The sequence below is a fragment of the Streptomyces sp. Ag109_G2-15 genome (genome assembly GCF_900215565.1).
Taxonomy (GTDB): domain Bacteria; phylum Actinomycetota; class Actinomycetes; order Streptomycetales; family Streptomycetaceae; genus Streptomyces; species Streptomyces diastatochromogenes.
On record NZ_OCNI01000001.1, the window covers coordinates 1,411,303 to 1,435,560 of the forward strand.

The 24,258-nt window shown below is 70.6% G+C and carries 32 protein-coding genes; 16 read left to right on the plus strand and 16 right to left on the minus strand.

The window, feature by feature from the left end:
* Positions 1–80 precede the first annotated feature (80 nt).
* Positions 81–710, plus strand: a complete 630-nt coding sequence (locus tag CRP49_RS05960) for an ABATE domain-containing protein (protein WP_097252465.1) — start codon at positions 81–83, stop codon at positions 708–710.
* On the opposite strand, the gene sodX is transcribed toward CRP49_RS05960, so the two are convergent.
* On the minus strand, positions 614–1,048 hold the full coding sequence (gene sodX, locus CRP49_RS05965; protein WP_097257217.1) for a nickel-type superoxide dismutase maturation protease: 435 nt from the start codon (positions 1,046–1,048) through the stop codon (positions 614–616). The two genes, CRP49_RS05960 and sodX, sit on opposite strands and share 97 nt — an antisense overlap.
* A 145-nt stretch (positions 1,049–1,193) precedes the next feature.
* Between sodX and sodN the strand changes: the two genes are divergently transcribed.
* Both sodN and CRP49_RS05980 read left to right on the plus strand, forming a co-directional pair.
* Positions 1,194–1,589 carry a superoxide dismutase, Ni gene (gene sodN, locus CRP49_RS05970; protein WP_019075224.1) on the plus strand — a complete coding sequence of 132 codons (396 nt, stop codon included), beginning with the start codon at positions 1,194–1,196 and terminating at the stop codon, positions 1,587–1,589.
* A 636-nt stretch (positions 1,590–2,225) separates the two neighbouring features.
* On the plus strand, positions 2,226–3,467 hold the full coding sequence (locus CRP49_RS05980; protein WP_097252466.1) for a PP2C family protein-serine/threonine phosphatase: 1,242 nt from the start codon (positions 2,226–2,228) through the stop codon (positions 3,465–3,467).
* Between the two features lie 15 nt (positions 3,468–3,482).
* On the opposite strand, the gene CRP49_RS46740 is transcribed toward CRP49_RS05980, so the two are convergent.
* Positions 3,483–3,644, minus strand: coding sequence for a hypothetical protein (locus CRP49_RS46740; protein ID WP_179851517.1), 162 nt, complete (start codon positions 3,642–3,644; stop codon positions 3,483–3,485).
* A gap of 5 nt (positions 3,645–3,649) precedes the next feature.
* Positions 3,650–4,255, minus strand: a complete 606-nt coding sequence (locus tag CRP49_RS05985) for a DUF5994 family protein (protein ID WP_097252467.1) — start codon at positions 4,253–4,255, stop codon at positions 3,650–3,652.
* A gap of 191 nt (positions 4,256–4,446) precedes the next feature.
* Here CRP49_RS05985 and CRP49_RS05990 point away from each other — a divergent pair, with 191 nt between their 5' ends.
* From CRP49_RS05990 to CRP49_RS06005, 4 genes are all read left to right on the plus strand, one after another.
* Entirely contained in the window at positions 4,447–5,136 is a 690-nt protein-coding gene (locus CRP49_RS05990; protein WP_097252468.1) for a DUF5994 family protein, read from the plus strand.
* A gap of 10 nt (positions 5,137–5,146) precedes the next feature.
* Positions 5,147–5,332 carry a hypothetical protein gene (locus CRP49_RS05995; RefSeq protein WP_097252469.1) on the plus strand — a complete coding sequence of 62 codons (186 nt, stop codon included), beginning with the start codon at positions 5,147–5,149 and terminating at the stop codon, positions 5,330–5,332.
* A 42-nt stretch (positions 5,333–5,374) separates the two neighbouring features.
* Positions 5,375–6,229, plus strand: a complete 855-nt coding sequence (locus CRP49_RS06000) for a slipin family protein (protein WP_094216168.1) — start codon at positions 5,375–5,377, stop codon at positions 6,227–6,229.
* Positions 6,230–6,342: 113 nt separating this feature from the next.
* Positions 6,343–7,611 (plus strand): ATP-binding protein, encoded by a 1,269-nt coding sequence (locus CRP49_RS06005; protein ID WP_097252470.1) that lies wholly within the window; start codon positions 6,343–6,345, stop codon positions 7,609–7,611.
* 32 nt (positions 7,612–7,643) lie between these two features.
* Here CRP49_RS06005 and CRP49_RS06010 read toward each other — a convergent pair whose 3' ends face one another.
* The 5 genes from CRP49_RS06010 to CRP49_RS06035 form a co-directional block, all read right to left on the minus strand.
* Positions 7,644–8,129, minus strand: a complete 486-nt coding sequence (locus tag CRP49_RS06010) for a DUF5994 family protein (protein ID WP_097252471.1) — start codon at positions 8,127–8,129, stop codon at positions 7,644–7,646.
* A gap of 286 nt (positions 8,130–8,415) precedes the next feature.
* A complete protein-coding gene (locus tag CRP49_RS06015; RefSeq protein ID WP_094216170.1) occupies positions 8,416–8,688 on the minus strand; it encodes a hypothetical protein in 273 nt (90 codons plus the stop codon).
* Positions 8,689–9,140: 452 nt separating this feature from the next.
* The gene (gene ppk2 / locus CRP49_RS06025; protein ID WP_373560328.1) at positions 9,141–10,019 is read right to left on the minus strand and encodes a polyphosphate kinase 2; all 879 of its coding nucleotides are present in this window, start codon (positions 10,017–10,019) and stop codon (positions 9,141–9,143) included.
* Positions 10,020–10,069: 50 nt separating this feature from the next.
* The gene (locus tag CRP49_RS06030; RefSeq protein WP_094216172.1) at positions 10,070–10,303 is read right to left on the minus strand and encodes a hypothetical protein; all 234 of its coding nucleotides are present in this window, start codon (positions 10,301–10,303) and stop codon (positions 10,070–10,072) included.
* Between the two features lie 16 nt (positions 10,304–10,319).
* Positions 10,320–11,474: an inorganic phosphate transporter gene (locus CRP49_RS06035; RefSeq protein WP_097252473.1), complete on the minus strand. Its 1,155-nt coding sequence runs from the start codon at positions 11,472–11,474 to the stop codon at positions 10,320–10,322.
* A 138-nt stretch (positions 11,475–11,612) separates the two neighbouring features.
* On the opposite strand from CRP49_RS06035, the gene CRP49_RS06040 reads away from it, so the two are divergent.
* From CRP49_RS06040 to CRP49_RS06050, 3 genes are read left to right on the plus strand one after another with little or no spacing between them, the layout of a single operon-like run.
* Positions 11,613–12,011, plus strand: a complete 399-nt coding sequence (locus CRP49_RS06040) for a helix-turn-helix transcriptional regulator (RefSeq protein ID WP_094216174.1) — start codon at positions 11,613–11,615, stop codon at positions 12,009–12,011.
* Positions 12,012–12,045: 34 nt separating this feature from the next.
* Positions 12,046–12,462, plus strand: coding sequence for a VOC family protein (locus CRP49_RS06045; RefSeq protein ID WP_094216175.1), 417 nt, complete (start codon positions 12,046–12,048; stop codon positions 12,460–12,462).
* Positions 12,463–12,509: 47 nt separating this feature from the next.
* Entirely contained in the window at positions 12,510–13,256 is a 747-nt protein-coding gene (locus tag CRP49_RS06050; protein WP_097257219.1) for a VOC family protein, read from the plus strand.
* Here the strand turns inward: CRP49_RS06050 and CRP49_RS06055 are convergent.
* The 5 genes from CRP49_RS06055 to CRP49_RS06075 all read right to left on the minus strand — a co-directional run bounded on the left by CRP49_RS06055 (position 13,243) and on the right by CRP49_RS06075 (position 15,183).
* Positions 13,243–13,506: a hypothetical protein gene (locus CRP49_RS06055; protein ID WP_097252474.1), complete on the minus strand. Its 264-nt coding sequence runs from the start codon at positions 13,504–13,506 to the stop codon at positions 13,243–13,245. The genes CRP49_RS06050 and CRP49_RS06055 overlap by 14 nt on opposite strands.
* Positions 13,503–13,835: a DUF952 domain-containing protein gene (locus CRP49_RS06060; RefSeq protein ID WP_097252475.1), complete on the minus strand. Its 333-nt coding sequence runs from the start codon at positions 13,833–13,835 to the stop codon at positions 13,503–13,505. The genes CRP49_RS06055 and CRP49_RS06060 overlap by 4 nt, the downstream gene beginning before the upstream one ends.
* Before the next feature lie 30 nt (positions 13,836–13,865).
* Positions 13,866–14,288, minus strand: a complete 423-nt coding sequence (locus CRP49_RS06065) for a YciI family protein (protein ID WP_097252476.1) — start codon at positions 14,286–14,288, stop codon at positions 13,866–13,868.
* An 86-nt stretch (positions 14,289–14,374) separates the two neighbouring features.
* Positions 14,375–14,572 carry a hypothetical protein gene (locus CRP49_RS06070; protein ID WP_097252477.1) on the minus strand — a complete coding sequence of 66 codons (198 nt, stop codon included), beginning with the start codon at positions 14,570–14,572 and terminating at the stop codon, positions 14,375–14,377.
* A 26-nt stretch (positions 14,573–14,598) separates the two neighbouring features.
* Complete coding sequence (locus CRP49_RS06075; protein WP_097252478.1) at positions 14,599–15,183, minus strand: dihydrofolate reductase family protein; 585 nt, start codon at positions 15,181–15,183, stop codon at positions 14,599–14,601.
* 142 nt (positions 15,184–15,325) lie between these two features.
* Between CRP49_RS06075 and CRP49_RS06080 the strand changes: the two genes are divergently transcribed.
* Positions 15,326–15,916: a TetR/AcrR family transcriptional regulator gene (locus CRP49_RS06080; protein WP_097252479.1), complete on the plus strand. Its 591-nt coding sequence runs from the start codon at positions 15,326–15,328 to the stop codon at positions 15,914–15,916.
* A gap of 166 nt (positions 15,917–16,082) precedes the next feature.
* On the opposite strand, the gene CRP49_RS06085 is transcribed toward CRP49_RS06080, so the two are convergent.
* Both CRP49_RS06085 and CRP49_RS06090 read right to left on the minus strand, forming a co-directional pair.
* Positions 16,083–17,201 carry a family 2 encapsulin nanocompartment cargo protein polyprenyl transferase gene (locus tag CRP49_RS06085; RefSeq protein ID WP_097257220.1) on the minus strand — a complete coding sequence of 373 codons (1,119 nt, stop codon included), beginning with the start codon at positions 17,199–17,201 and terminating at the stop codon, positions 16,083–16,085.
* A gap of 124 nt (positions 17,202–17,325) precedes the next feature.
* Positions 17,326–18,732 (minus strand): family 2B encapsulin nanocompartment shell protein, encoded by a 1,407-nt coding sequence (locus CRP49_RS06090; RefSeq protein ID WP_094216183.1) that lies wholly within the window; start codon positions 18,730–18,732, stop codon positions 17,326–17,328.
* A gap of 300 nt (positions 18,733–19,032) precedes the next feature.
* On the opposite strand from CRP49_RS06090, the gene CRP49_RS06095 reads away from it, so the two are divergent.
* Together CRP49_RS06095 and CRP49_RS06100 are read left to right on the plus strand one after the other, a co-directional pair.
* Positions 19,033–19,626, plus strand: a complete 594-nt coding sequence (locus tag CRP49_RS06095; RefSeq protein WP_097252480.1) for an N-acetylmuramoyl-L-alanine amidase — start codon at positions 19,033–19,035, stop codon at positions 19,624–19,626.
* Between the two features lie 43 nt (positions 19,627–19,669).
* Positions 19,670–20,569, plus strand: a complete 900-nt coding sequence (locus tag CRP49_RS06100) for a 1-aminocyclopropane-1-carboxylate deaminase/D-cysteine desulfhydrase (protein WP_097252481.1) — start codon at positions 19,670–19,672, stop codon at positions 20,567–20,569.
* Here the strand turns inward: CRP49_RS06100 and CRP49_RS06105 are convergent.
* Entirely contained in the window at positions 20,566–22,158 is a 1,593-nt protein-coding gene (locus CRP49_RS06105; protein ID WP_097252482.1) for a Na+/H+ antiporter, read from the minus strand. The genes CRP49_RS06100 and CRP49_RS06105 overlap by 4 nt on opposite strands.
* Positions 22,159–22,220: 62 nt before the next feature.
* Between CRP49_RS06105 and CRP49_RS06110 the strand changes: the two genes are divergently transcribed.
* From CRP49_RS06110 to CRP49_RS06120, 3 genes are all read left to right on the plus strand, one after another.
* Positions 22,221–22,481, plus strand: a complete 261-nt coding sequence (locus tag CRP49_RS06110) for a UBP-type zinc finger domain-containing protein (RefSeq protein WP_094216187.1) — start codon at positions 22,221–22,223, stop codon at positions 22,479–22,481.
* A gap of 272 nt (positions 22,482–22,753) precedes the next feature.
* Entirely contained in the window at positions 22,754–23,167 is a 414-nt protein-coding gene (locus CRP49_RS06115; RefSeq protein WP_004925829.1) for an anti-sigma regulatory factor, read from the plus strand.
* Complete coding sequence (locus CRP49_RS06120; RefSeq protein ID WP_097252483.1) at positions 23,164–24,255, plus strand: RNA polymerase sigma factor SigF; 1,092 nt, start codon at positions 23,164–23,166, stop codon at positions 24,253–24,255. Before CRP49_RS06115 ends, CRP49_RS06120 begins: the two co-directional genes overlap by 4 nt.
* The last annotated feature ends 3 nt before the right edge of the window (positions 24,256–24,258 follow it).

Sequence of the window (24,258 nt, forward strand, 5' to 3'; positions counted from 1 at the left end):
CATGCGTAATACCCTGGAAGCACGACCGGCTGTTACCCGACCGCAGACATGACCATAGAGCGCCTCCGTAAGGACTACAAGTGGAACTGGCCTATTACTCGGATTACGCCGTACGCCTCGTCAACAGCGAGGAACCGGTCCGGGGCAAGGACTCGCTGACCTCGGTCGAGGCCATCCGCGACCTCTTCGGCGTGAACTCGTCGGCGGCCCGCCGTGCCACCGACGCCGATGTCACGCGCTTCCGCTCGGTACGGGGCAGGCTGCGCGCGGTGTTCGAGGCGGCGGACCAGGGCGACGAGACCCTGGCCGTGGACCTGCTGAACTCACTCCTCCTGGAGTTCCCGGTCAGCCCCCAGATCTCCGGGCACGACCACCGGGACGAGGACGGCCGCCCCCTGTGGCACATGCACCTGGCCGACCACCCGTCCAACGCCACGGCGGGCTACGCGGCGATCGCGGCGATGGGCCTGGCCTTCCACCTCACGGAGTACGGCGTCGACCGCCTCGGCCTGTGCGAGGCCGCCCCCTGCCGCAACGCCTACCTCGACACGTCCACGAACCGCTCCCGGCGCTACTGCTCGGACCGCTGCGCGACCCGCGCCAACGTGGCCGCCTACCGGGCCCGCAAGCGCCTGGAGGCCGACCGGTCGGGCAGCAGCGGCCTGGCGGCCGAGAACACCCAGCGGGCGAGCGCCAGCGGCGAACGCTGACCGCTCTTGCGCGGCCGGTACCGGAACCACGCCTTCCCCAGAATCAGCTCCTCGGGTACGACCCCGTAATCCGTGCTGTCCCCACCCGCATACGGATTGTCCCCGAGCACCCACCAGCCGCCGTCGCGCCGCTCCACGGCACGCTTGACGACCAGCAGGTCCTGCTGGAAGGGATGGCGCAGGACCACGACGTCCCCCGGCCTGATCCCGGCCCCGTACTGCAGCAGCAGCCGGTCTCCGTGACGCAGCGTGGGAACCATGGACGGGCCCGTCACCTCGGCCACCCCGAAGGGCGCCCCGGCCCTCCCCCGCTCGGTCTCCTGCGACAGCTCCGGCATCCCCGGCACCTCCCCGGTCCGTTCCTCCACCAGTCCCAGTCTGACCCTGGACTTTTGTCCTAAGCCCTAGGGGGCACTCACGAAAACCCGTCCCTCAGGGAGTAATGTCGCACCTGAGAAGACGATCACGAGGAAGGAATGCTCCATGCTTTCCCGCCTGTTTGCCCCCAAGGTCAAGGTCAGCGCGCACTGCGACCTGCCCTGCGGTGTGTACGACCCGGCCCAGGCCCGCATCGAGGCGGAGTCCGTGAAGGCCGTCCAGGACAAGATGGCCGCCAACGACGACCCGCACTTCCAGGCGCGTGCCACCGTCATCAAGGAGCAGCGCGCGGAGCTGGCCAAGCACCACGTCTCCGTGCTCTGGAGCGACTACTTCAAGCCCCCGCACTTCGAGAAGTACCCGGAGCTGCACCAGCTGGTGAACGACACCCTGAAGGCCCTCTCGGCCGCCAAGGCGTCCACCGACCCGGCCACCGGCCAGAAGGCGCTGGACTACATCGCCCAGATCGACAAGATCTTCTGGGAGACCAAGAAGGCCTGAGTATCCCGCCTGCCCGCACCCGGTCCCCCGGTCCGCCGAACACGGCGCGTCCGAGGGACCGGGTGTGGTGTTTTCTCCCCCGGCCACGGATCAACGCCGACAGACCAGAATGCCGCCCTTGCAGTTGATCTCGAAGGCCCCGTGCCGGCGATGTGCCGCGTCCGACACCGAGAGCGTCACCCGCCGCCCACCCTCCGGAGCTGCCGACGTGACCGAACTGTCCGCCGCACACGATGCCGCCGTCACCGACCGGGACCGCCTCGCCGGAAGCGCCTACAACAGCGACCGGGACCTGGCCGCGCGCCAGTCTCTCTACCGGACCCCCCGAAGTGCGGTGCCGCTCCGTGGCGGATCTGGTGCGCAACGGGGTTGAAAGCCATCTGTCCTGATCACGTGCGACATGCCACATTTGACGTAATGACCATTTCGGGTTGGCCGGCCGCGTCACTCTGGAAAGGTTGATCACGGTCGTATCGGGAGCCCGTGTGCACGGATCACGTGAGAGGGCCGAGCGGATCGGCCATGACCGCCGTACGGCCACGCGCGTGTCGGAGCGGGCGCTGGATCCGCTGCACGAGGTGAGCAGGGACACGGTGACCGAGACTTTTTTGAGGACACCGGTGCAAGGGTGCGGCCATGGCACAAGGTGAGCGGCGGCCGGACACCGGCATGACGGACCGTTCGGAAGGATTCGGTGAGCGGCTGCTGGGGGTGCTGCTGGACCGGGCACACGAGATGCCGCCGCAGCTGATCGCCCCGCTGATCGCGGAAGAGGTGGCCAGGGTCGGTGGCCGCGACGTCTCGATCCTGCTGCAGGACTACGGCCAGCTGGTGCTGGTACCGCTGCCGGGTCGGCGGCTGATGGTCGGCGAGCCCGAGCCGATCGGTGACTCTCCCGCCGGCACCGCCTTCCTGCAGGCGACCACTGTCGAGGTGCCGCAGTCCGACGCCGTCCGGATGTACCTACCGCTGCTGGACGGCAGCGACCAGGTGGGAGTGATGGGCCTCACCCTGGACACCGTCAATGACGACGACCGGCGGCTACTGCGCAGGCTCGCCGGTCTGGTCGCCGACATGCTGGTCACCAAGCACAGCTACACCGACCAGTTCTTCCTCGCCCGGCGCCGCGAACCGATGAGCGTGGCCGCGGAGATCCAGTGGTCCCTGCTCCCGCCGCTGGCGATGTCCGTCCCACAGGCAGCGGTGGCCGGAATCCTGGAGCCCGCCTACAGCGTCGCAGGCGACAGCTTCGACTACGCCCTCAACGAGGACATCCTGCACCTGGCCATCGTCGATGCGATGGGCCACGGCCTGGACGCCGCCACGATGGCGACCGTCGCCATCGGGGCCTACCGGCACGCCAGACGTGCCGACATCGGCCTCTCCGAGATCTATGCGTTCATGGACCGGGCCATCGCCGACCAGTTCGGGCCCGACCACTTCGTCACCGCGCAGATGATGCGTCTGAACATCGCAACGGGCCACCTGCAGTGGGTCAACGCGGGCCACCCCGCACCGCTGCTGATCCGCAACCACCAGGTCGTCCGGCAACTGACAGGCCCGACCACCCTGCCGGTCGGTTTCGGCGGTGAAGAGCCCCAGATCAGCGAGCAGATGCTGCAACGCGGCGACCGGGTGCTGTGCTTCACCGACGGCCTGATCGAGGAACACGAAGCCGGTGAAGAGCAGTTCGGCGAGGAGCAACTCATCCACTGGGTCAACCGCATCGAACACACAGAGAAGGGAGTACGCGCGGTGGTGCGCGCACTCTCCCACGCACTGAAGCAGCAACGGGGCGGCCGCACCAGCGACGACGCGACCCTCTTCCTGATCGAATGGCGCGGGGGCGCCGCCGACCACCTCGCCCTCCTGGAGTGAGCTCCTCGGGCGGGTTCACTTCTCCGTACGGCGCCACGGCCATAGCCGCCACCGCCGGGGACGTCCGGAGGGCAAGGTCGCCATGCGGTCATCGTGGCTCGCGGTGAACAACTGAATCACGATCACGCCCAAGACGATCACAGCGAGGAGCACGCTCACCGTCGCGAAGGTGTCCATGCCCCTCACACTCCTTCCGCCGGGGTAGGCACGTGGCAGATGACCGCTTCAGCAGGAGTACGTGAGGCCGGGTGGCGGGCGTCATGTCCGCCTTCGGAGTCCCAGACCGCCTCCCGGTACGAGTCCGAGTCGGCCGCTGCCTCTGCCGCGGTCCGGAAGCGTTCGGCCTCATGGATCAGGCCGGTCGCCGTGAGGCTCCGCGACGGGTCGGTGGCCGTGGCCATGAGCCGGGCCGCGGTGGCCGGCGCTGTCTCCGGTGGGATCACCAGCAGGTCCCAGCGGCCGACGGTGTAGGAGAGCAGCAGCAGCTCGTGCGGGTCTTGCTCGGCCTCGAACCAGCCGACGTGCACCACGTGCCCGTGGACGGGCACCTTTCGCGGGATGACCGGCCAGAACAGGGGGTTCACCGTTACCCGGGTGATCCGCCCCCACAGCGGGTCGAGCACCTCGATGAGCGCCGGAAGCTGCGCCTTCAGGTCGCGGGAGCGGGGCCACCAGGCACCGTCGATCAGGGCCGGAGCGGTGTCGGCGGGTGCCAGCACGAGTCGGGGCGGCAACGAAGAAGGGGTCCGCTCCTCGACCGTGGGCGTCAACAGAATGGTCGCGGTCATGATGCGGACCCAACCCCGGGCCGGTCACGGCCGGCCCGGTTGTTTTGAATCGCCGAGAACGACCCGGCGTGGAAGCCGGTGTACGAGATGCTCTCGGTAATCACCAGGATACTCCTCGCCGACGCCCGGCGGACCGATGCGGAGCGACGGGCTGAACGGAACACGAACCGCCCCGGCGTGTGCGGAGTACCGTGGAGAACACCGAGGGCATTTCGCACACCGGCTTCCACGCCGGGTCGTTCTCGGTGAGAGATGAAACCCGGGTCGCCGCAAAGGCGGCCCGGAGACGGGTCCGCATCATGTCGGCGACCTTGCACCAACCCCTGCCACACCACGAGCCCGTCGCAGCCCCGGCCGCGCGTCTCGCGCTGAAGACCGAGGGCACGTCGCGCGGCCTCCTGGACGGTGCCTGGTGGCCCCGCTCCCGGGACCTGCTGAGCGAGCTGCCCGCACTGACCGATGTACTGGACCCCTTGTGGGGCCGCATCACCCGCATCGCCGTCAACCCGAAGTACTGGCCGGTCATCCCGCACGAGATCCCCGTGGGCGGTCATGTCGTCAAGGTCGGCTGGTTCACCCCGGAGATCGACCCGCACAAGCTGCTGCTGCTCTCCTACGGCACCGGCCGCTGGGATCTGCTGGTCATCCCGCCCGAGACCGGGGCGGAGTCGGCGGCCCGCCTGATGGCGGCCGCGTCCGACTACGACGGTCCGCCGCTGACCGCAAGCGCTCTCATCGCCGCGGACGAGACCCGGCGCGCCGTCTCCGCTGCCGACCGGCCACTCGAACCGGACGAGGCAGGGAAGTACGAGGGCGGCCCCTCCTCTGAGGCCGTTCCGGCACAGACCGGTCGCGTCAGTCGCCTGATCATCGGCATGTGAGACAGCCGCCATGAACACCTTCCTGACGACCGGCGCCTTCCTGGTCCTCATCGCAGCGGCGGCATTCGTGATCCACCGGCTCACCATCGAGCACGCGGAAGGGATCGCCGTGCACCGGTACAGTCGCGCCCTGCCTGGCGGCCCGTGCCGCTTCCCACCACGCCGCCGCCGCGACCGCACCACTCACCACGGGTGACGAGGCGATGTCCCACGTGGTCCTCGTCCCGAGGAGCAGCACATGCAGGCCCTGATCATTCTCATCGTCGTGATCGGCCTCCTGGCCGTCCTGGCCCTCGTCTTTTCCGTGAGGGTCGTCAAGCAGTACGAGAAGGGAGTGCTGTTCCGCTTCGGCCGACTCGTCGGAACACGCTCCCCGGGGCTGCGGTTCATCATCCCGTTCGTCGACGTCCTGCACCGGGTGTCGCTGCGGGTCGTCACCATGCCGATCCAGTCCCAGGGCATCATCACCCGGGACAACGTGAGCGTGGACGTGTCGGCGGTCGCCTACTTCCGGGTCGTCGACGCCGTGAAGTCGGTCATCGCCGTCGAGAACGTCAACGCGGCGATCAACCAGATCGCCCAGACAACCCTGCGGAAGGTCGTCGGCCGGCACACGCTCGACGAGACGCTGTCGGAGACGGACCGTATCAACCTGGACATCCGCCAGATCCTCGACGTCGCCACCGTCGACTGGGGGGTGCAGGTCACGCTGGTCGAGCTGAAGGACATCCAGCTGCCCGACACCATGAAGCGCGCCATGGCCCGCCAGGCCGAGGCCGAGCGGGAGAAGCGAGCGAAGATCATCAACGCAGAGGGCGAGTCGCTGGCAGCAGCCGCGCTCGGCGACGCCTCGGACACCATGATGGCCCACCCCCTGGCGCTTCAACTGCGCAATCTCCAGAGCCTGGTGGAGATCGGTGTCGACCAGAACACCACCGTCGTCTTCCCAGCCCCCCTCATGAGCACGATAGGCGAGCTCGGCTCCTTCCTCGCCCGGGAAACCGCGGCCGCCGCGGCAGCGCCACTGGCCGGCACCGGCCGCACCGACAAGTCCCTCAGCCCGGCCGGCAACGCGCCCGGCACCGCGGCGTGACCCGACTACGGCCGGTCCGTGCCACCAGGGCGGACTCGTGGCCGACGCCTGTCGCGCGCGTCCTCCGGGCATCGGCTGATGATGGGAGTACGGCCGAACACGCGGAGCTGATCATGACGGGTTGGCGGGTCAGGGACTACACCCAGGACGATCTCGAAGCGCTGATCCGTGTCGACATGGAGAGCGGCACGACCGAGGAACCGCCGCTCTTCCCGCTCTCGGACGCCGTGACGGCCCTCCAGGACCGCCACCCGGCTGTGGTGGCCACGGCCGACGACGCGCTGATCGGCGCGGCGGTGAGCAGGGTGGAGGGCGAACGGGCATGGATCCTGCGCATCTGCATGGCGCCCGGCTGGCGGCAGCGCGGGCTGGGCAGTGCCCTGATCACCGCCCTTGAGCAACGGCTCTTCGCCGTCGGCGTCCGAGCGGTGCACGCCGTCCTGCCCGAGGGCGAGACCGGCGCCACCGCCCTGCGCAACTGCGACTTCGGCGCCCGCCCCGGGCTGGTCTTCTTCGAAAAGCGCGGGCCGGTGACCCCGCAGTCGGCCGGCACGCTGTCCTCGCTCGGAGCGGAGCTGCCGCCAGGGGGACTGTGGCAGAAGGTCGCGGGCATGCAACGGGAGAAGCAGCTCATCGAGCGGCGCCTGGTCCTGCCGCTGGCCCATCCCGAACTGGCCGCCCAGCACGGAGTGGAACTGCCGCGGGCGGTGATGCTGTTCGGCCCGCCCGGGACCGGCAAGAGCACGTTCGCGCACGCGATCGCCAGCCGCCTGGGATGGCCCTTCCTCGAACTGTTCCCCGCACGTCTGGCCGCCGAGTACGGCCTGGCGACCGGGCTGAACCGGCGCTTCGACGAGATCGCACAACTCGACCACGTCCTCGTCTTCATCGACGAGGTCGAGGAGATCGCCGGCGAACGCGGCGGTGCGGACGCGACCGCTGTCGGCGTCGTCAACGAACTGCTCAAGGCGATCGTCCGGTTCCGAAGCCAGGACGGAAGGCTGCTCGTCTGTGCCACGAACAACGTGACCACGCTCGACTCCGCGTTCCTGAGACACGGCCGCTTCGACTACGTGCTGCCGATCGGCCCTCCCGACCACACCGCCAGGACCGCGCTGTGGGAGAGCTACCTGGCCCGAGCGGGCGCGCGGGCCGACAGCACGGTTCTTGCGTCCGCCAGCGAGGGGTTCACCCCCGCCGACATCGCCCACGCGGCGCGCACCGTCTCCCAGGCCCAGTTCGAGCGCACCTTCGACACCGGAACCCGGACCGCCCCCACCACCGACGACTACCTGGACACGATCCGCAGTACCAAGCCCACGGTCAGCGCCGCCATGGTCCAGGAATTCTCCCAGCAGACGGAGAAGTTCGCCCGCATCTAGCGTCCAGACCGACGGGGAGTCGATCTGCGGTGTCAAGCCGGCGTGGGGGGCGTGTCGCTGCCCGTATCGATGAGGATCTGTTTGGCCTCGGTGACGTTGCCGGCCCGTACGGCCCTGGCCATCGCGGCGCGTGCCGCGTCGGGCGACGTGTCTGGAGGGACCAGCATCAGGGAGAAATGGTCCCGGTCGCCCCGGGTGACGAGGACGGTGTCGTCGCCGACCGGGAAGGAGTCGATGTGCACGACTCGGCCCTCGACCATCACCCGGGTCGGCAGTTCGCCCCAGGCACTGCCGTCCAGACCGACCCGGGTGACAGGTCCGAGGTGCTCGGTCAACGCGGAGATCAGCGAGGGGAGTTCGGCACCGATGTCCTGGGACCGCGGCCACCATGCGCCGTCCAGGATTCCCTCGCGTGCGTGTGTCGTCTCCAGTCTCAGCAGGGCCGTCCCGGGTTTCACCGACCGGTGGACGGCGTCCGGCAGGAGCCTGGGGAGGTCGGGGGTGTCTGAGTCGGCCATGGTGTCCGCCCGTCGGCAGAGAGCAGTGCGATCACAGGGCGTGCGACCGCCGCACGAAGTGACCCTGCCACCTCACCGTACTCCGCACGACGCTCGTGCGAGCGCTTCGCCCCAGGCGGTTGCGGAGACAGGCAACGGCTCCGGCGTATACCCGCCGGAGCCGCCCTTCCGGGTCATTGCACGTGAGCGTGCGCCGACCCGGTTCCCACATTACGCCAAAGGGATTAATCCGGCATGAGCAATCCTTGCGAAGGTTCACTTCGGTCCGAGAAGCCGACGCGGCGACTCAGCCACGTCCTTCCTCTTCTGTCTCCATCTGTCGGATCCCCTGGTGCGTCAGCGTGATCATCGCGGGCGTGTTGCCCCTCGCCCAGTCCACGACGACCCAGCCTTCGCCCGCCAGGTACATACAGGCAGCGGCCATGTCCTGCTCAGGGATACCGAGGTCGTTGCGGAGCTTCGCCCCATCGACGCCCAGGAGGCGATTGCCCTCGGCGGCTTGGTACAGAGCCTGCATGATCCTCTCGCGGTACGTCTTCCGGTCTCGCAATATCGCCATGACGTGCCTTCTTCTGCCGCCCCCGGTCGGGCCCAAGTCGATGTCATCCGCGGTCGCTGTCGCCATTGGGCGTGTCGGCGGTCCCGCCCGCAGCCCGTCGGCGGTGCCTCCGGAGCCGGCGACCGATCCCCGGTAGGGCATCGCTGTAGTGGAAGGCAGCGATACGTTCGTTGTGCTGAGCGTTGAGCCGGTGGATGAGAACGACTCCGACGGCGATCACGACAAGCAGCACAGCCACAGCGATGAGAGTCATGGTTCTCTGACACCCTCTGCGTCTTCATCACCGGGAACGACACCGCAGGGAAACCGGCATGCGAAAAACTCCCGGTGGCTTCACTCTACTCCGCTCCCGAGCCCGAAAAAGTCCGCATGACCAGCTATTTTCCCGGCTCGGGAGTGACTGGTCAGAGCCGGCCCGTCGGCCGGGCGGCCCCCTCGGACTCGGCCCGCCCCTAGGGGTGCTCCCGATCGTCCTCCCCCGCCTCCAGCAGCCCCGCCGCCGCCCCCACCACGCGCGGGTCGGGCGTGCCGACGACCTCCTCGTCCTTGTCGGCGTAGGTGAAGCGGGCCAGGACGCTGCGCATGGCCTCGACTCGGGCGCGTTTCTTGTCGTTGCTCTTGACCACGGTCCACGGGGCGTGGTCGGTGTCCGTCTCGCGGAACATGGCGACCTTCGCGGCGGTGTAGTCGTCCCAGCGGTCCAGCGAGGCCAGGTCCATCGGGCTGAGCTTCCACTGCCGTACGGGGTCGACCTGGCGGATCGTGAAGCGGGTGCGCTGCTCGCCCTGGGACACCGAGAACCAGAACTTGAGCAGGTCGACGCCGTCGTCGACGAGCATCCGTTCGAACAGGGGTGCCTGACGCATGAAGCGCCGGTACTCGTCGTCCGAGCAGAAGTCCATCACCCGCTCGACACCGGCCCTGTTGTACCAGGAGCGGTCGAAGAGCACGATCTCTCCGGCAGTCGGCAGGTGTTCGACGTAGCGCTGGAAGTACCACTGCCCCCGTTCGCGCTCGGTCGGCTTCTCCAGCGCCACCACCCGCGCGCCGCGCGGATTGAGATGCTCGGTGAACCGCTTGATGGTGCCGCCCTTGCCCGCCGCGTCCCGCCCCTCGAAGACGATGACCAGCCGGCGCCCGGTCTCCTTGATCCAGCTCTGCAGCTTCAGCAGCTCGATCTGCTGGAGCCGCTTGTGCCACTCGTACTCCTTGCGCTCCATCCGCAGGTCGTACGGGTAGTTCTCGCGCCAGGTGTCCACCGGGCTGCCGTCGGGCCGGATCAGCACGGGGTCGTCGGGGTCGGTGTAGTCGACCCGCAGGCCCTCCGTCATCAGAGGCATCAGAGGTGTCAGAGGTGTCATCTCGTCCCCCTTCGTCTCGGTCAGTGGAACTGCGGCACGATCAGATAGAGCCCGTACGCCACCACCGCCACGCAGGCGAGGAAGCACAGTCCCGCCTGGGTGATACCCAACGCACGCCCGGCGCCCGGGTGTTCACGGGAACCCTCGACGCGGGCGAGGCCCAGCACGCCGAGGGCGAAGACGGCGACCACGGCGACGGTGACTCCGATGCTCACCGCGGTGACCTGGCCGAGGGCGGTCCAGTCCAGATGCATGTCAGCTCTCCGTGGCTCAGGCGGCCGTGTCGACGTCGGTCGGCGCGGTGGTGCGGATGGTGACCTCGTGGTGGTCGTTGACGTTGTTCGCGTGCACGGGGTTGCGGCGCGAGGCGAGGACGATGACCGTCGCGAGGGCGACGGCGACCAGCGCGATCACCGCCGTACCGGCGTTGCCGCCGTGCTTGACCACGCTCGCGGCGAGCCCTCCGACCAGGGCGGCCGCGGGCAGGGTGATCAGCCAGGCGGCCACCATGCGGCCCGCGACACCCCAGCGGACCTCCGCCAGACGGCGGCCCAGACCCGCGCCGAGGATGGAGCCCGAGGCGACCTGGGTGGTGGACAGGGCGAAGCCGAGGTGGGCGGAGGTGAGGATCACGGTCGTGGACGCCGTCTCGGCCGCGAAGCCCTGCGGGGACTGGATCTCGGTGAGGCCCTTGCCCATGGTGCGGATGATCCGCCAGCCGCCCAGGTAGGTGCCGAGGCCGATGGCGAGGCCCGCGGAACCGATCACCCAGACCGGCGGGCCCGCCTCGTGGCCGAGGGCGCCCGCGGAGATGAGGGTGAGCGTGATGACGCCCATGGTCTTCTGCGCGTCGTTGGTGCCGTGCGCCAGCGAGACCAGCGAGGCCGAGGCGATCTGGCCGATCCGGAAGCCCTTGGTCACCGACTCCTTGCGGGCCCGCTCGGTGAGCCGGTAGGCGAGGTAGGTGGCGATCAGCGCCGCGACACCCGCGACCACCGGCGAGAGCACGGCCGGGATCAGCACCTTCTCGACCACCTTGTCGAAGTGCACGCCGTCGGACCCGGCACCGACCCAGACGGCCCCGACGAGCCCGCCGAACAGGGCGTGCGAGGAGCTGGACGGCAGCCCGGCGAGCCAGGTCAGCAGGTTCCACAGGATCGCCCCCACCAGACCGGCGAAGATCATCGCCGGGGTGACGAGCGTGTCGTCCACGATCCCGCCCGAGATCGTCTTGGCGACCTCGGTGGACAGGAAGGCGCCGACGATGTTCAGGACGCCGCTCACCAGGACCGCCGTCCGTGGTTTCAGCGCCCCGGTCGCGATGGACGTCGCCATCGCGTTCGCCGTGTCGTGGAATCCGTTGGTGAAGTCGAAGGCCAGCGCCGTGACGATGACGACCGCCACGAGGAACGTGATGTGGTCCATCCCCAGAGGAAAGCAAGCACAGGCCAATGCGAGGCGAACCGGGGGCGAAGGGCGGGTCGAACTCGTGGGTCTCTGTTGTGCGTTCCTGTGTGAATGAGTGCCGATTGGGCCGACGGTGTTCTGTGCCAAGCTGGGGAGGTGACTCTGGAGGACCTGGTACGGCTGCGGCGGGTGCGCGACCGCATGGACCGCGAGTACGCCGAGCCGCTCGACATGACCGAGCTGGCCCGTGGCGCCCATATGTCGCCCGGCCACTTCCAGCGCAGCTTCCGCAAGGCGTACGGGGAGACGCCGTACAGCTATCTGATGACCCGCCGGGTCGAGCGGGCCAAGGCGCTGCTGCGCCGCGGCGACCTCACCGTGACCGAGGTGTGCTTCGCCGTCGGCTGTACCTCGCTCGGCTCCTTCAGCTCCCGGTTCACCGAGCTGGTCGGCGAGACGCCGAGCGCCTACCGGGCCCGCCCGCACGAGGAGAGCGCGGTGATCCCGTCCTGTGTGGCCCGCTCCTTCACCCGCCCGCGCCGCCGCCCGTACTGAAGCACTCCGGCCGGGCCTCGCCTAGCGTGAAGCCATGGACCTGAAACTCAAGCAGTGCTTCATCGCCGTGGACGACCACGACAAGGCCCTCCACTTCTACTGTGACGTGCTCGGCATGGAGGTCCGCAACGACGTGGGCTTCGAGGGGATGCGCTGGGTCACCGTGGGCTCGCCGCTCCAGCCGGACGTGGAGATCGTGCTGGAGCCGCCGGGCGCGAGCCCGGACATCTCCCCGGCCGACAAGCAGGCGATCGCCGAACTGCTCGCCAAGGGTCTGCTGCGCGGGGTCATCTTCACCACCGCCGACTGCGACGCGCTGTACGAGCGGGTCCGGGAGGCCGGCGGCGATGTGCTCCAGGAGCCGACGGACCAGCCGTACGGGGTCCGCGACTGCGCCTTCCGGGACCCGGCCGGGAACATGCTGCGGTTCCTGGAGCGGCCCGCGGACTGAAATTCCCGGGGCCTCACCGCGCGCGGCGGCCTACGATCCCCACCGTGATCACCATCCGCTGGACCTACGCCTTCGTCGACCGCCCCGCCGCCCGGCTCGCCGGCGCCCGCGCCTTCTGGACGGCCGTCACCGGCACCCGGCCGTCCGAACCGCGCGGTGAGCGGGGCGAGTTCATGACGCTGCTGCCGGACGGGACGGACGCGTGCGTGAAACTCCAGGGCGTCGCCGAGGGTGCGGGCGGCGCGCACCTCGACCTCTGCGTCGAGGACCCGGCGGCCCTGGTCCGGGCGGCCCTGGACCTCGGCGCGGGGCTCGTGGCGGACCACGGCGACTGGGCGGTCCTGCGCTCGCCCGGCGGGCAGCTGTTCTGCGCCGTCCCGTGGCACGGTGAGGCGGTACGGCCACCGGTGGTCGACGGCAGCCGCCTGGACCAGGTGTGCCTGGACATCCCGCCCTCGGTGTACGACACCGAGACCGCGTTCTGGGCCGCGCTGACCGGCTGGGACCTGCTGGCGGGTTCCCTGCCGGAGTTCCGGGTGCTCAGGCCGCCCGCGGGCCTGCCCGTCCGGATCCTGCTCCAGCGCCTCGACGACGAGCGCCCGGCCTCCGCCCACCTGGACCTCGCCTGCGCGGACATCGCGGCGACCCGGGCCCGGCACGAGCGACTGGGTGCCGTCCGCGTCCACCAGGGCCGGCACTGGGCGGTGATGCGCGACCCGGTCGGCGGCACGTACTGCCTGACCGGCCGGGACCCCGAGACGGGCGGGCTGCCGGCGGCGGTCAGCGGCGCGTAGTCACGTACAGGCAGGCGACGGCAGTCCGCCCCGCCCCCTGGATCGGCTCGGGCTCCGGGCTCGGCGGGCACCCGACGTCGTCCACGCCCGACGTGTCGAGCGGGCGAGGCGTACTGCCGTACGGCTCCTGCGGCCGGACCGAGTCCTGGAGCCACAGGGCGAGGCCGCCCCCGGCGACCACCGCCACGGCCCAGGCGCAGACGGCCCAGCGCCATAACCGGCGGCGGCGCGCACCCCCCTGTTCGCTCACCCCCAGGTCTCCACGTCCACCACGGCGTCGACGGGCACCGGCCCGTACACGTGCGGGAACTCCTCGCCGTTCGGCGGCATGGCCTCGTACTTCAGCGATACGCCGAGCAGGGCCGGGTCCACGACCAGGACCACCAGCTCGTCGGGGCCTTCGTAGTCGCCGTACAGGAAGGCCGCGATGCGCGGGAGTTGCTCGCGGGTGGAGAAGTGGATGAACCCCTCCTCCTGGAGGGTGCGGCCGCGGGTGGACACCTCGTAGGTGCCGCGTGCGCGGGCCGCCTCCCACAGGGAGCGCTCGGTGATGTGGACGATGTGATCGAGTTTCGGCATGCGGCCACGCTACGGCCTCGTCCGGGCCGGTCATACGGCGCCGATGTCCTCGGCGCCCTCCATGATGGGCCGGATCACCACGGGGTACTCGGTCAGGCCCTCGGGGCCGGGGCAGTGGGTGACGCGTTCGGCGATCCCGGTGACCCGGTCCAGGCTCGCGCAGTCCACCACCCAGTAGCCGGCCATCAGCGCCTCGGTCTCGCCGTACGGGCCGTCGGTGATCACGGTCTCGCCGTCCTTGCCGCGCGTGACCAGCCGGGTCCGGGCGGGCTCGGCCAGGCCCTCGGCGTCGACGAGTTCGCCGGACTCGGCGAGGTCGTCGCTGATCGCACCCATGTACAGGTACATGGCCTTGAGCTGCGCCTCGGTCCAGGCCGGGGCGTGCGCGGAGGGCTTGCCGGCCATCGTGTCGTACTCCGCCTGCGTGCCCTGCACCATCACCAGGTACTTCACGGGTCCGCTCCTTCGGCTCGGGGCCGCCCCCCGCGGGCGGCTCTCACCGGGGACGTCGGAACCGGGCCGGGATTCTCGACACGGGCTCAGGAGTTCTTCGTGGCGGAGTCCTGCGGGGCGGGGTGCTCCTGCCCGGCGGCGAGGCCGGCGTAGGCCGCGCACTTCGGGTTGTGGCAGGGGCCGGCGCCCCACACCGGCACCCAGATGCCCAGCGTCTTGTGGCGCCGGACGACCGTGTCGACAGGCTGTCCGCAGACGGGACAGACGTGTTCTTCGCTGTCCATGCCCCCAGGGTAGGGCGGGCGCGGGTTCAGCGCTTCCTGCGGTACGTCCGCACGAGCGCGCCGTTGCCGAAGGTGCGCACCGCGTCCAGGGTGAACTCCTTGATGTCGAGGCCGGTGCCGAACATCGGCATGCCGGTGCCGTAGACGATCGGGTAGGTCTTGATGACGAGTTCGTCGATCTCGTCGAGCAGGGCTCCGGCGACCTGGGAGCCTCCGCAGAGGAAGATGTCCAACCCGCCCTCCTCCGCCTTGAGTTCGCGGACCCGGCCGGTCAGGTCGCCGTCGACGATCTCGACGTGCGGGTCGGGCGAGGTGCCCAGGGTGCGCGAGGCGACGTACTCGCGCAGGTGGGCGAAGGGGCTGGTGATGCCCTCCTTCAGCGCCACCTCGTAGCTGGCCCGGCCCTGGATGACGGTGTCGAACCGCCGGTTCTCCAGGTGGTCCAGGCCGAGCTGCCGGCGGACGTGGGTGGGCAGGGTCTCCGCGAACTCCGCCTTGAGGAAGTCGAAGTACTCCTCGTCCAGGAAGCGGAGCATCGCGGTGCCGTCACCGTGTTCGTCGCCGATGAAGCCGTCGAGCGAGCAGGCGATGAAGTACGTGAGCTTTCGCAAGCCGGTCTCTTTCCGTAGGCTGCGGGCGGCCGGTTGACCACTCCGCTTGTAGTGCTTCAGTTGTAGTACTCCGGCTGTAGTGGTGGCAAGCTTTTTCCGGGATGCTGTTGGCAGCGAGGACAAGTAGGAGGAGGGATTCCGCATGGCGGGCAATCCGGAACGGCGGGCGGCGCTGGTGGACGCCGGCATCGCGGTGCTGGCGCGGGAGGGCGCGCGCGGGCTGACGTTCCGCGCGGTGGACGGCGAGGCGGGCGTGCCCACCGGCACCGCATCCAACTACTTCGCCAGCCGCGACGACCTGCTCCGCCAGATCGACGCCCGGCTGCACGTCCGGCTCGCACCGGATCCGGAGGTGACGGAGACGCTGCTGGGCCGGCCCCGCGACCGCTCCCTGGTCAGGGCCTTCATGCAGGACATCATGGACCGCGCGACCCGCGACCGGCCCGGCTACCTGGCCCTGCTGGAGATGCGCCTGGAGGCCACCCGGCGCCCCGAACTGCGGGCCTCCTTCACCAAGTCGGTGCGCGGGGACCTGGAGCAGGGCATCGGGTTCCACCGGGAGGCCGGCCTGCCCGGCGGCGACGAGACGGTCACCGTGCTCTACCTCGCGATGCTCGGCCTCATCCTGGAGCACCTGACCCTGCCCGGTGTCCTGGACGGAGTCCTGGAGGGGGTGAGCGTGCCGGAGGGGCTGGTGGAGCGGATCGTGACGACGATCGTGCCCGAGGGGTAGCCCAGCGGACGACTCGGCCCGCAGCTCACCGGAACAATCGGCGGGCCCCGCACACCGTGGGGATGTGCGGGGCCCGCCGGCCGGAGCCACCGGTCGTCGTGCGGGGTCAGGAACCGCACGGTCCCGGTGGCTCCGGGGTCTTCACGCGGCCGCGGTCACGGCGGCCTCAACTGCTGCGCCGGGTCACGAACTCGGCCAGGGCCAGCAGACCGCCCGCCGCCTCCGGTGCGGGCACGGCGCGGGCCAGCTCCTGCATGGCCCGAGCCATCCGGTCGGCCGCCTCGGCCTGCGCCCAGTCCCGGCCGCCGGCCTGCTCCACGGCCAGGGCCGTCCGCGCGATCTCCGCGCCGTCCCCGGGCTCGCCCTTCACGTACGGCTTCCCGTACAGCGCGGCGAGTTCCGCTGCCGCCGGGGTGCCGGACGCCAGCGCGGCCACCACCGGCAGGGACTTCTTGCGGACCGCGAGATCCGCTCCGGCCGGCTTGCCGGTGCGCCGCGGATCCCCCCATATGCCGATCACGTCGTCGATCAGCTGGAAGGCGAGCCCCGCCTGGCGCCCGAACCCGTCCAGCGCCGCCACCTCCTGCGCACCGGCGCCCGCGTACAGCGCGCCGAGCGCACAGGCGCAGCCCAGCAGCGCGCCGGTCTTCGCCTCGGCCATGGCCAGCACCTCGTCCAGCGTGACCTCGTCCGGCGCGCGCCGCTCCATCGCCGTGTCGGTGTGCTGTCCGGCGCACAGCTCCATGACACAGTCGGCGAGCCGGACCGCGGCCGGGCCGGAGGCCGGGTGCGGATCCTCGGCGAGCAGCCGCAGGGCCAGCGCCTGCAGTGCGTCCCCGGCAAGGATGGCGTCCGCGTCACCGAAGACGGTCCAGGCCGTGGGCCGGTGCCTGCGGGAGGTGTCCCGGTCCATCACGTCGTCGTGCAGCAGCGTGAAGTTGTGGACCAGTTCGACCGCCACGGCCGCCCGGACGGCCGCCTTCCGCGCCCGCGGGCCGCCGAGCGCGGCGGCCGCGGCCAGGACCAGCGCGGGCCTTATGGCCTTGCCCGCGTTGCCCGTCGCCGGAGTGCCGTCCGCGTGCTCCCACCCGAAGTGGTAGAGCGCGATCCGGCGCATCGAGCCGGGCAGCGACTCGACCGCCGCACGCAGCTCCGGGTCGACGACGGCCCGGGTCCGCTCCAGCAGTACTGCCGCCTCCTGCCCGTCGAAGGGACCGGCCCCGGCGTCACCGGCCGGCCCCCACCGCTCACCCGTCGCGGGTGAGCGCTGTTTGGTCTCCGTCATGAACTCGGCCACGAGTCCCCCTCGCACAGTCCGCGGACGGTGGTGCTTCCGCTCCGGCTGGACGCATACCCCGAGGGACTACCCGCCCCGAAGGGCGGGAACACGGCCGCGAAGTGCGGAAACGTCACCTCCACCGGCCGATCTCGACGTTCTCCAGCACACCGAGCGCGTCGGGCACCAGAACGGCGGCCGAGTAGTACGCCGTCACCAGGTAGTTGATGACGGCCTGTTCGTTGATGCCCATGAACCGCACGGACAGGCTCGGCTCGATCTCGTCCGGGATGCCGGACTGCCGCAGGCCGATGACGCCCTGCTCGTCCTCGCCGGTACGCATGGCGATGATCGAGGTCGTGCGCTCCGGGGTGACGGGGATCTTGTTGCAGGGGTAGATCGGCACCCCGCGCCAGGTGGGGATGCGGTTGCCGCCGATCTCGACGGTCTCCGGGACCAGTCCGCGCTTGTTCAGCTCGCGCCCGAACGCGGCGATCGCGCGCGGGTGGGCGAGGAAGAGCTTGGTGCCCCGCCGACGGCTGAGCAGCTCGTCCATGTCGTCCGGGCTGGGCACGCCGTCGTGCGGCTGGAGCCGCTGGTCGTACTCGCAGTTGTTCAGCAGCCCGAACTCGCGGTTGTTGACCAGCTCGTGCTCCTGGCGCTCCTTCAGCGCCTCGACCGTGAGCCGCAGCTGGTGCTCGGTCTGGTTCATCGGCTGGTTGTACAGGTCGGCCACGCGCGTGTGGATGCGCAGCACGGTCTGGGCGATGCTCAGCTCGTACTCGCGCGGCCGGGCGTCGTAGTCGACGAAGGTGTGCGGGATGTCCGGCTCGCCGCTGTGGCCGGCCGCCAGCGCGACCTCCTTCTCGCCGTACTTGTTGGTCGCCTGCTCCGGGAGCGCGCGCAGCTGCTGGACGTGGGCGCGCAGCGAGTCGGAGCGCTCCGCGACCTGCTCGAAGTCCTGGCGGCCGAGGATCAGCACCGTGCAGGCGGTGTCCGCGCGGGCCGTGTACTCCCAGATGGCGTCCGGGTCCAGCAGGGATGCCTCGCCGAAGTAGGCACCGTCGGCGAGCACGCCGAGGACCGCGTCGTCGCCGTACGGGCCCGTGCCGATCTTCTCGACCCTGCCGTGGGCCAGCAGGTACACCTCGTCGGTCTGGTTGCCGAAGGAGGCGATGACCTCGCCGGGCGCGAAGTCCCGCTGGCGGCAGCGCCGGGCCAGCTCGGTCAGCACCTCCTCGTCCTCGTACGAGCGCAGCGCCGGGAGCTCGCCCAGTTCGGCGGGGATCACCTCCACCTGGTCCCCGGTCTTCACGAAGGTGATTCGGCCGTCGCCGACAGCGAACGTCAGTCGCCGGTTCACGCGGTACGTGCCGCCCTGTACATCCACCCAGGGCAGCGTCCGCAGCAGCCAGCGGGAGGTGATCTCCTGCATCTGCGGGGCGGACTTGGTCGTGGTGGCCAGGTTCCGCGCCGCCGCCGTGCCGAGAGACTGCTGCGGCTTCTCCTGCGACGTGCGGATCTCTTCGCCTACCGACATAAGAAAATGCCCTCTCATGTATGTCCGGCGCCGAATCGCACACCGGTCTCGCGAGCGAGCCTTCCATTACGGAAAGCGCTCGCGCCATTACCCGAAAGAGCGGGAATGGATCATCGGACTACTGGGCAGAAAGAGGGACCCTGTCCAGTGCCCCGCGTCCGGTGCCCGCCTGGCGCGGCCTGTCCGGATCGGCTCGCACAGCGTGCGAACGATGTGATCCGGGCGGTCCGGTTTCGGTAGAAGCACCGGTACGACAGGGCCGCGACCTGCGGCCACGGGCACGGCACGAAGGAGGCGGTCATGGCCCCACCCATGTCCGCGAACGGGTTCCTGGACGCGCTTCGAGCGGAGGGCGTCGAGGTCGTGGAGGTCGGCGACTGGCAGACCCACAACCGCAACCACAAGGGCCCCTGGGGCCCCGTCCACGGCGTGATGATCCACCACACGGCGACCCGGGGCAGCGCGCACACCGTGGAGCTCTGCCGCACCGGCCACGCGGAGCTGCCGGGCCCACTGTGCCATGGGGTGATCACCAAGGACGGCACGGTCCACCTGGTCGGCTACGGCCGCGCCAACCACGCCGGACTCGGCGACGACGACGTCCTGCGCGCGGTGATCGCCGAGAAGCGGCTGCCGCCGGAGAACGAGGCGAACACCGACGGCAACCGGCACTTCTACGGCTTCGAGTGCGAGAACCTGGGCGACGACGCGGATCCCTGGCCCGAGGCGCAGCTGGACGCGATCGTGCGCGCCGCCGCGGCGGTGTGCCGCCACCACGGCTGGACGGAGCACTCGGTCGTCGGCCACCTGGAGTGGCAGCCGGGCAAGGTGGACCCGCGCGGCTTCTCCATGGCGTGGCTGCGGGAGCGGGTCGAGGAGCGCCTGAAGGCGTAGGAGTTGTTGCCGGACCGGGCCGGGGCCGGGCGACAATGAGGCAGTGACCAGCACCGGCCCGCTCACCCCGCGCCTTCCCTCTCCCCTGGTGGAGATCCGGGACGGCCGGTTCGTGCGGCACGGCCTGCGTCTGCTGCTCAAGCGGGACGACCTGATCCACCCGGAGCTGATCGGCAACAAGTGGCGCAAGCTGGCGCCGAACCTCGAGGCGGCGGCGGGGCGGCAGGTGGTCACCTTCGGCGGGGCCTACTCCAACCATCTGCGGGCCACCGCCGCCGCGGGCCGCCTCCTGGGTCTGCCCACGGTCGGCGTGGTCCGCGGCCAGGAGCTGGCCGACCGCCCGCTCAACCCGTCCCTGTCCCGCTGCGCGGCCGACGGCATGCGGCTGCACTTCGTCGACAGATCGACGTACCGGCACAAGAGCGAGCCGGAGACCCTGGCCGCGATCCTGCGCGCGGCCGGCGCCGAGGGGGCGTACGTCGTCCCGGAGGGCGGCAGCAACGCCGCGGCCGTACGCGGCTGCCGGGCCCTCGGCGAGGAACTGCGCGGCCGCGCCGACGTCGTCGCGGTGGCCTGCGGCACCGGCGGCACCCTCGCCGGACTCGCCGCCGGGCTGGCCCCCGGACAGCGCGCGCTCGGCGTACCGGTACTCAAGGGCGGCTTCCTGGCGGCCGACATACAGGCCCTCCAGGAGCACGCCTTCGGCGCCCGCACCGGCACCTGGTCCCTCGACGACCGTTTCCACTTCGGCGGCTACGCACGCACGACCCCCGAGCTCGACACCTTCGCCGAGCGCTTCGAGCACCGGCACGGCCTGCCCGTCGAACGTCTCTATGTCGCCAAGTTGCTGTACGCCCTTGCCGCCCTGGCCGAGGAGGGCGCCTTCGCGCGCGGGACGTCGATCGCGGCGGTCGTCACCGGGCGGCCCTTCCCGGAGGCCTAACCGGCCTCCCGGTAGGCCGCCGCCTCCTCCAGGTCGAGTCTGCGCAGCAGGGCGCGGAGCATCTCGTCGTCGATGTAGCGGTGGTCGCGGAGCCGGACGAAGACCTCGCGTTCGGCGCCGATCATCTCGCGGGACAGGCGGCGGTAGGTGTCGTCCACGGACTCGCCGGTGACCGGGTTGACCTGGCCGAGCCGTTCCCAGACGGCGTTGCGGCGGCGCTCCAGGACCGTGCGCAGGCGGTCGGCGAGCGGCGGGGGCAGGGCGTTGCGCTCGTCGGAGAGGAGTTCGTCCAGGCGGCTCTCGGCGGCCCGGGAGGCCTGCGCCTGGGCGTTGGCCTCGGCGAGCGTCTCGGCCTGCCGGTCGCGGCCGGGGAACTTCAGCAGGCCGATCAGCGGGGGCAGGGACAGGCCCTGCACGACCAGGGTGCCGATGACGGTGGTGAAGGTCAGGAACAGGATCAGGTTGCGCTGCGGGAAGGGGTGGCCGTCGTGCACGGTCGGGATGGAGAAGGCGATGGCCAGGGAGACCACACCACGCATACCGGCCCACGAGGTGACCATCGCGCCCCGCCAGGTGGGGTCCTCCTCGCGTTCCCTGATGCGCGCCGACAGCACGCGGGGCAGGAAGGTCGCCGGATACACCCAGACGAACCGGGCGAGGACGACGACGAGGAAGAGGACGACGGCGTACCAGGTCGCCTTGGCGCCCTCGTAGCCCCCGAGCCCCTTGAGGACGACCGGCAGCTGCAGGCCGATCAGGGCGAAGACCGCCGACTCCAGGATGAAGGCGACCATCTTCCACACCGCCTCCTCCTGCAGCCTGGTGGCGAAGTCGACCTCCCACGCGCGGTGGCCGAGGTAGAGGGCGACGACCACGACCGCGAGGACCCCGGAGGCGTGCACCTGCTCGGCGACGCCGTAGGCGACGAACGGGATCAGCAGGGAGAGGGTGTTCTGCAGCAGGGGTTCCGTCAGGTGCGTGCGCAGCCAGTGCAGGGGTGCCATGAGGACGAGGCCGACGCCGACGCCGCCGACCGCCGCGAGCAGGAACTCGCGGATCCCGCCCGCCCAGGTGGCGCCCTCACCGACGACCGCGGCGACGGCCACCTTGTAGGCGGTGATCGCGGTGGCGTCGTTCAGCAGCGACTCGCCCTGCAGGATCGTCGTGATCCGGGACGGCAGGCCGACCCGGCGCGCGACCGCCGTGGCGGCCACCGCGTCCGGCGGCGCCACCACCGCACCCAGCACCAGGGCGGCGGTCAGCGGCATCCCGGGGATGAGCACATAGGCGGCCCAGCCGACGGCGACGGTCGCGAAGAGAACGTAGCCGACCGACAGCAGCGCCACGGGCCTGAACTGGGCCCGCAGGTCGAGGTAGGAACTGTCGGTCGCCGAGGTGTACAGCAGCGGGGGCAGCAGCAGCGGCAGGACGATCTTGGGGTCGAGGGTGTAGTCCGGCACCCCGGGGACGTAGGACACCGCCAGGCCGACCGCGACCAGCAGCAGCGGCGCCGGCACCGGGGTGCGCCGGGCGGCCCCCGCCACCGCGGCACTGCCCGCCACCAGCAACAGCAGGGGCAATACGTCCATGGTCCTCGCCCACCCTCGTTTTTCCGCGCGGCCACCCGCACACCCGTCGTAATCTGGCAATCATGAAACAGTGCACGCACGCCGACGCGCTGCCGCACCCGGAGCCGGAGGCGCTGAGCGAGACCTGCCCGGAGTGTCTCGCGCGCGGGACGCATCCGGTGCAGCTGCGGCTCTGCCTGTCCTGTGGCCACGTCGGCTGCTGCGACTCCTCACCCGGCAGACACGCGACGGAGCACCACGAGACGTCAGGTCACCCGGTGATGCGGACTTTCGAACCCGGTGAGGACTGGCGGTGGTGCTTCGTCGACCACGTTCTCGTGTGACACTTCACTGACACGGCATACGGCCGCGGCGGTCGACGGTTCGAGCGTCTGACACCGGGGTACGTCAACCCGGCGCGCGCTCTTCCCATTTGGGCCCGCAAACCCTCTAGACACGGAGCGTATCCACAGCTTTACTGTGAGTGACGCCAGGGGGTTGGGGTCCCGGGGACAGGACCGTTCGGAGCGCGATAGCGTCACCGCGGAACCACGTATCCGTTACCCCGGGGGGCGACCCTCGGCCCCGTAAAGCTTGTACCACCATGGAGGTGAGGGTGTCCCAGATCGCAGGCGAGCCCGCGACCCAGGACTTCGTGGAAGTCCGGCTGCCGGCTGCGGGTGCCTACCTGTCGGTGCTGCGGACGGCCACGGCCGGTCTCGCCGCCCGCTTGGACTTCACCCTGGACGAGATCGAGGACCTGCGCATCGCCGTGGACGAGGCCTGCGCGATCCTGCTGCAGCAGGCCGTGCCCGGCTCCGTGCTCAGCTGCGTCTTCCGGCTCGTCGACGACTCGCTGGAGGTCACGGTGTCGGCGCCGACCACCGACGGCCACGCCCCCTCGCGGGACACCTTCGCCTGGACGGTGCTCTCGGCCCTCGCGGGCAAGGTCTCGTCCGCCGTCGACGAGGACAAAACCGTGTCGATCAGCCTCTACAAACAGCGCGGCGCGGGCCCCGGGCCGGCGTGAGGAACGGGGACGGGCCGGTGCGGGACGAAGAGCGCGGCACACGGGAGCTGCCGACGGGGGACGCAGGCCCCACGGACGGTTCCCGACGCATGGCGGACGGCATCGACGGCATCCCCGAGCAGGCCAGGCCGCACCCGGAGGAGGACTCCGCTGAGGCCGGCAGCGACGGTGCCATGCAGAGCGCGTCTTCGCAGGGAGGCGGGATCGGATCCGCCGCCCACGCGGAGGCGAGGGCTCGGGGAAGGGCTACGGGCGGGACGATGAGCGAGCACGAGCGATACGCCGAGGACGCCGCGCTGGGCGCGGAGGCCGTGCAGGCCACCCGGCACGACCCCCAGGACCGCAGCGGGGCGCGTGCGATGTTCGTCGAGCTGCGCAAGCTGAATCAGGGCAGCCCGGAGTACGCGGAGCTGCGCAACCAGCTGGTCCGTATGCACCTGCCGCTCGTGGAGCACCTGGCCCGCCGCTTCCGCAACCGCGGCGAGCCGCTCGACGACCTCACCCAGGTCGCCACGATCGGCCTGATCAAGTCGGTCGACCGCTTCGACCCGGAGCGCGGCGTGGAGTTCTCCACGTACGCCACCCCGACCGTCGTCGGCGAGATCAAGCGGCACTTCCGCGACAAGGGCTGGGCGGTCCGCGTGCCGCGCAGGCTGCAGGAGCTGCGTCTCGCGCTGACGACGGCGACGGCCGAGCTGTCCCAGCAGCACGGGCGCTCCCCCACGGTCCACGAGCTGGCCGAGAAGCTCGCCATCTCCGAGGAGGAGGTCCTGGAGGGCCTGGAGTCCGCCAACGCGTACTCCACGCTGTCCCTGGACGTCCCCGACACCGACGACGAGTCCCCGGCGGTCGCCGACACCCTCGGCGCCGAGGACGAGGCGCTGGAGGGCGTGGAGTACCGCGAGTCCCTCAAGCCGCTGCTGGAGGACCTGCCGCCGCGCGAGAAGCGGATCCTGCTGCTGCGCTTCTTCGGGAACATGACCCAGTCGCAGATCGCGCAGGAGGTCGGCATCTCCCAGATGCACGTCTCCCGGCTGCTCGCCCGGACCCTCGCCCAGCTGCGCGAGAAGCTGCTGGTCGAGGAGTGAGCC

Coding starts and splice junctions, on each gene's coding strand:
- CRP49_RS06105 (WP_097252482.1), bottom strand. CDS start 22,158: ATGGACGTATTGCCCCTGCTGTTGCTGGTGGCGGGCAGTGCCGCGGTG.
- CRP49_RS05995 (WP_097252469.1), top strand. CDS start 5,147: ATGAACACCTTCCTGACGACCGGCGCCTTCCTGGTCCTCATCGCAGCG.
- CRP49_RS06095 (WP_097252480.1), top strand. CDS start 19,033: ATGGCCCCACCCATGTCCGCGAACGGGTTCCTGGACGCGCTTCGAGCG.
- CRP49_RS05980 (WP_097252466.1), top strand. CDS start 2,226: ATGGCACAAGGTGAGCGGCGGCCGGACACCGGCATGACGGACCGTTCG.
- sodN (WP_019075224.1), top strand. CDS start 1,194: ATGCTTTCCCGCCTGTTTGCCCCCAAGGTCAAGGTCAGCGCGCACTGC.
- ppk2 (WP_373560328.1), bottom strand. CDS start 10,019: ATGACGGAGGGCCTGCGGGTCGACTACACCGACCCCGACGACCCCGTG.
- CRP49_RS06110 (WP_094216187.1), top strand. CDS start 22,221: ATGAAACAGTGCACGCACGCCGACGCGCTGCCGCACCCGGAGCCGGAG.
- CRP49_RS06090 (WP_094216183.1), bottom strand. CDS start 18,732: ATGTCGGTAGGCGAAGAGATCCGCACGTCGCAGGAGAAGCCGCAGCAG.
- CRP49_RS06085 (WP_097257220.1), bottom strand. CDS start 17,201: ATGACGGAGACCAAACAGCGCTCACCCGCGACGGGTGAGCGGTGGGGG.
- CRP49_RS06080 (WP_097252479.1), top strand. CDS start 15,326: ATGGCGGGCAATCCGGAACGGCGGGCGGCGCTGGTGGACGCCGGCATC.
- CRP49_RS06015 (WP_094216170.1), bottom strand. CDS start 8,688: ATGGCGATATTGCGAGACCGGAAGACGTACCGCGAGAGGATCATGCAG.
- CRP49_RS06060 (WP_097252475.1), bottom strand. CDS start 13,835: ATGCCGAAACTCGATCACATCGTCCACATCACCGAGCGCTCCCTGTGG.
- CRP49_RS06010 (WP_097252471.1), bottom strand. CDS start 8,129: ATGGCCGACTCAGACACCCCCGACCTCCCCAGGCTCCTGCCGGACGCC.
- CRP49_RS06030 (WP_094216172.1), bottom strand. CDS start 10,303: ATGCATCTGGACTGGACCGCCCTCGGCCAGGTCACCGCGGTGAGCATC.
- sodX (WP_097257217.1), bottom strand. CDS start 1,048: ATGCCGGAGCTGTCGCAGGAGACCGAGCGGGGGAGGGCCGGGGCGCCC.
- CRP49_RS06035 (WP_097252473.1), bottom strand. CDS start 11,474: ATGGACCACATCACGTTCCTCGTGGCGGTCGTCATCGTCACGGCGCTG.
- CRP49_RS06045 (WP_094216175.1), top strand. CDS start 12,046: ATGGACCTGAAACTCAAGCAGTGCTTCATCGCCGTGGACGACCACGAC.
- CRP49_RS46740 (WP_179851517.1), bottom strand. CDS start 3,644: ATGGACACCTTCGCGACGGTGAGCGTGCTCCTCGCTGTGATCGTCTTG.
- CRP49_RS05985 (WP_097252467.1), bottom strand. CDS start 4,255: ATGACCGCGACCATTCTGTTGACGCCCACGGTCGAGGAGCGGACCCCT.
- CRP49_RS06000 (WP_094216168.1), top strand. CDS start 5,375: ATGCAGGCCCTGATCATTCTCATCGTCGTGATCGGCCTCCTGGCCGTC.
- CRP49_RS06070 (WP_097252477.1), bottom strand. CDS start 14,572: ATGGACAGCGAAGAACACGTCTGTCCCGTCTGCGGACAGCCTGTCGAC.
- CRP49_RS06005 (WP_097252470.1), top strand. CDS start 6,343: ATGACGGGTTGGCGGGTCAGGGACTACACCCAGGACGATCTCGAAGCG.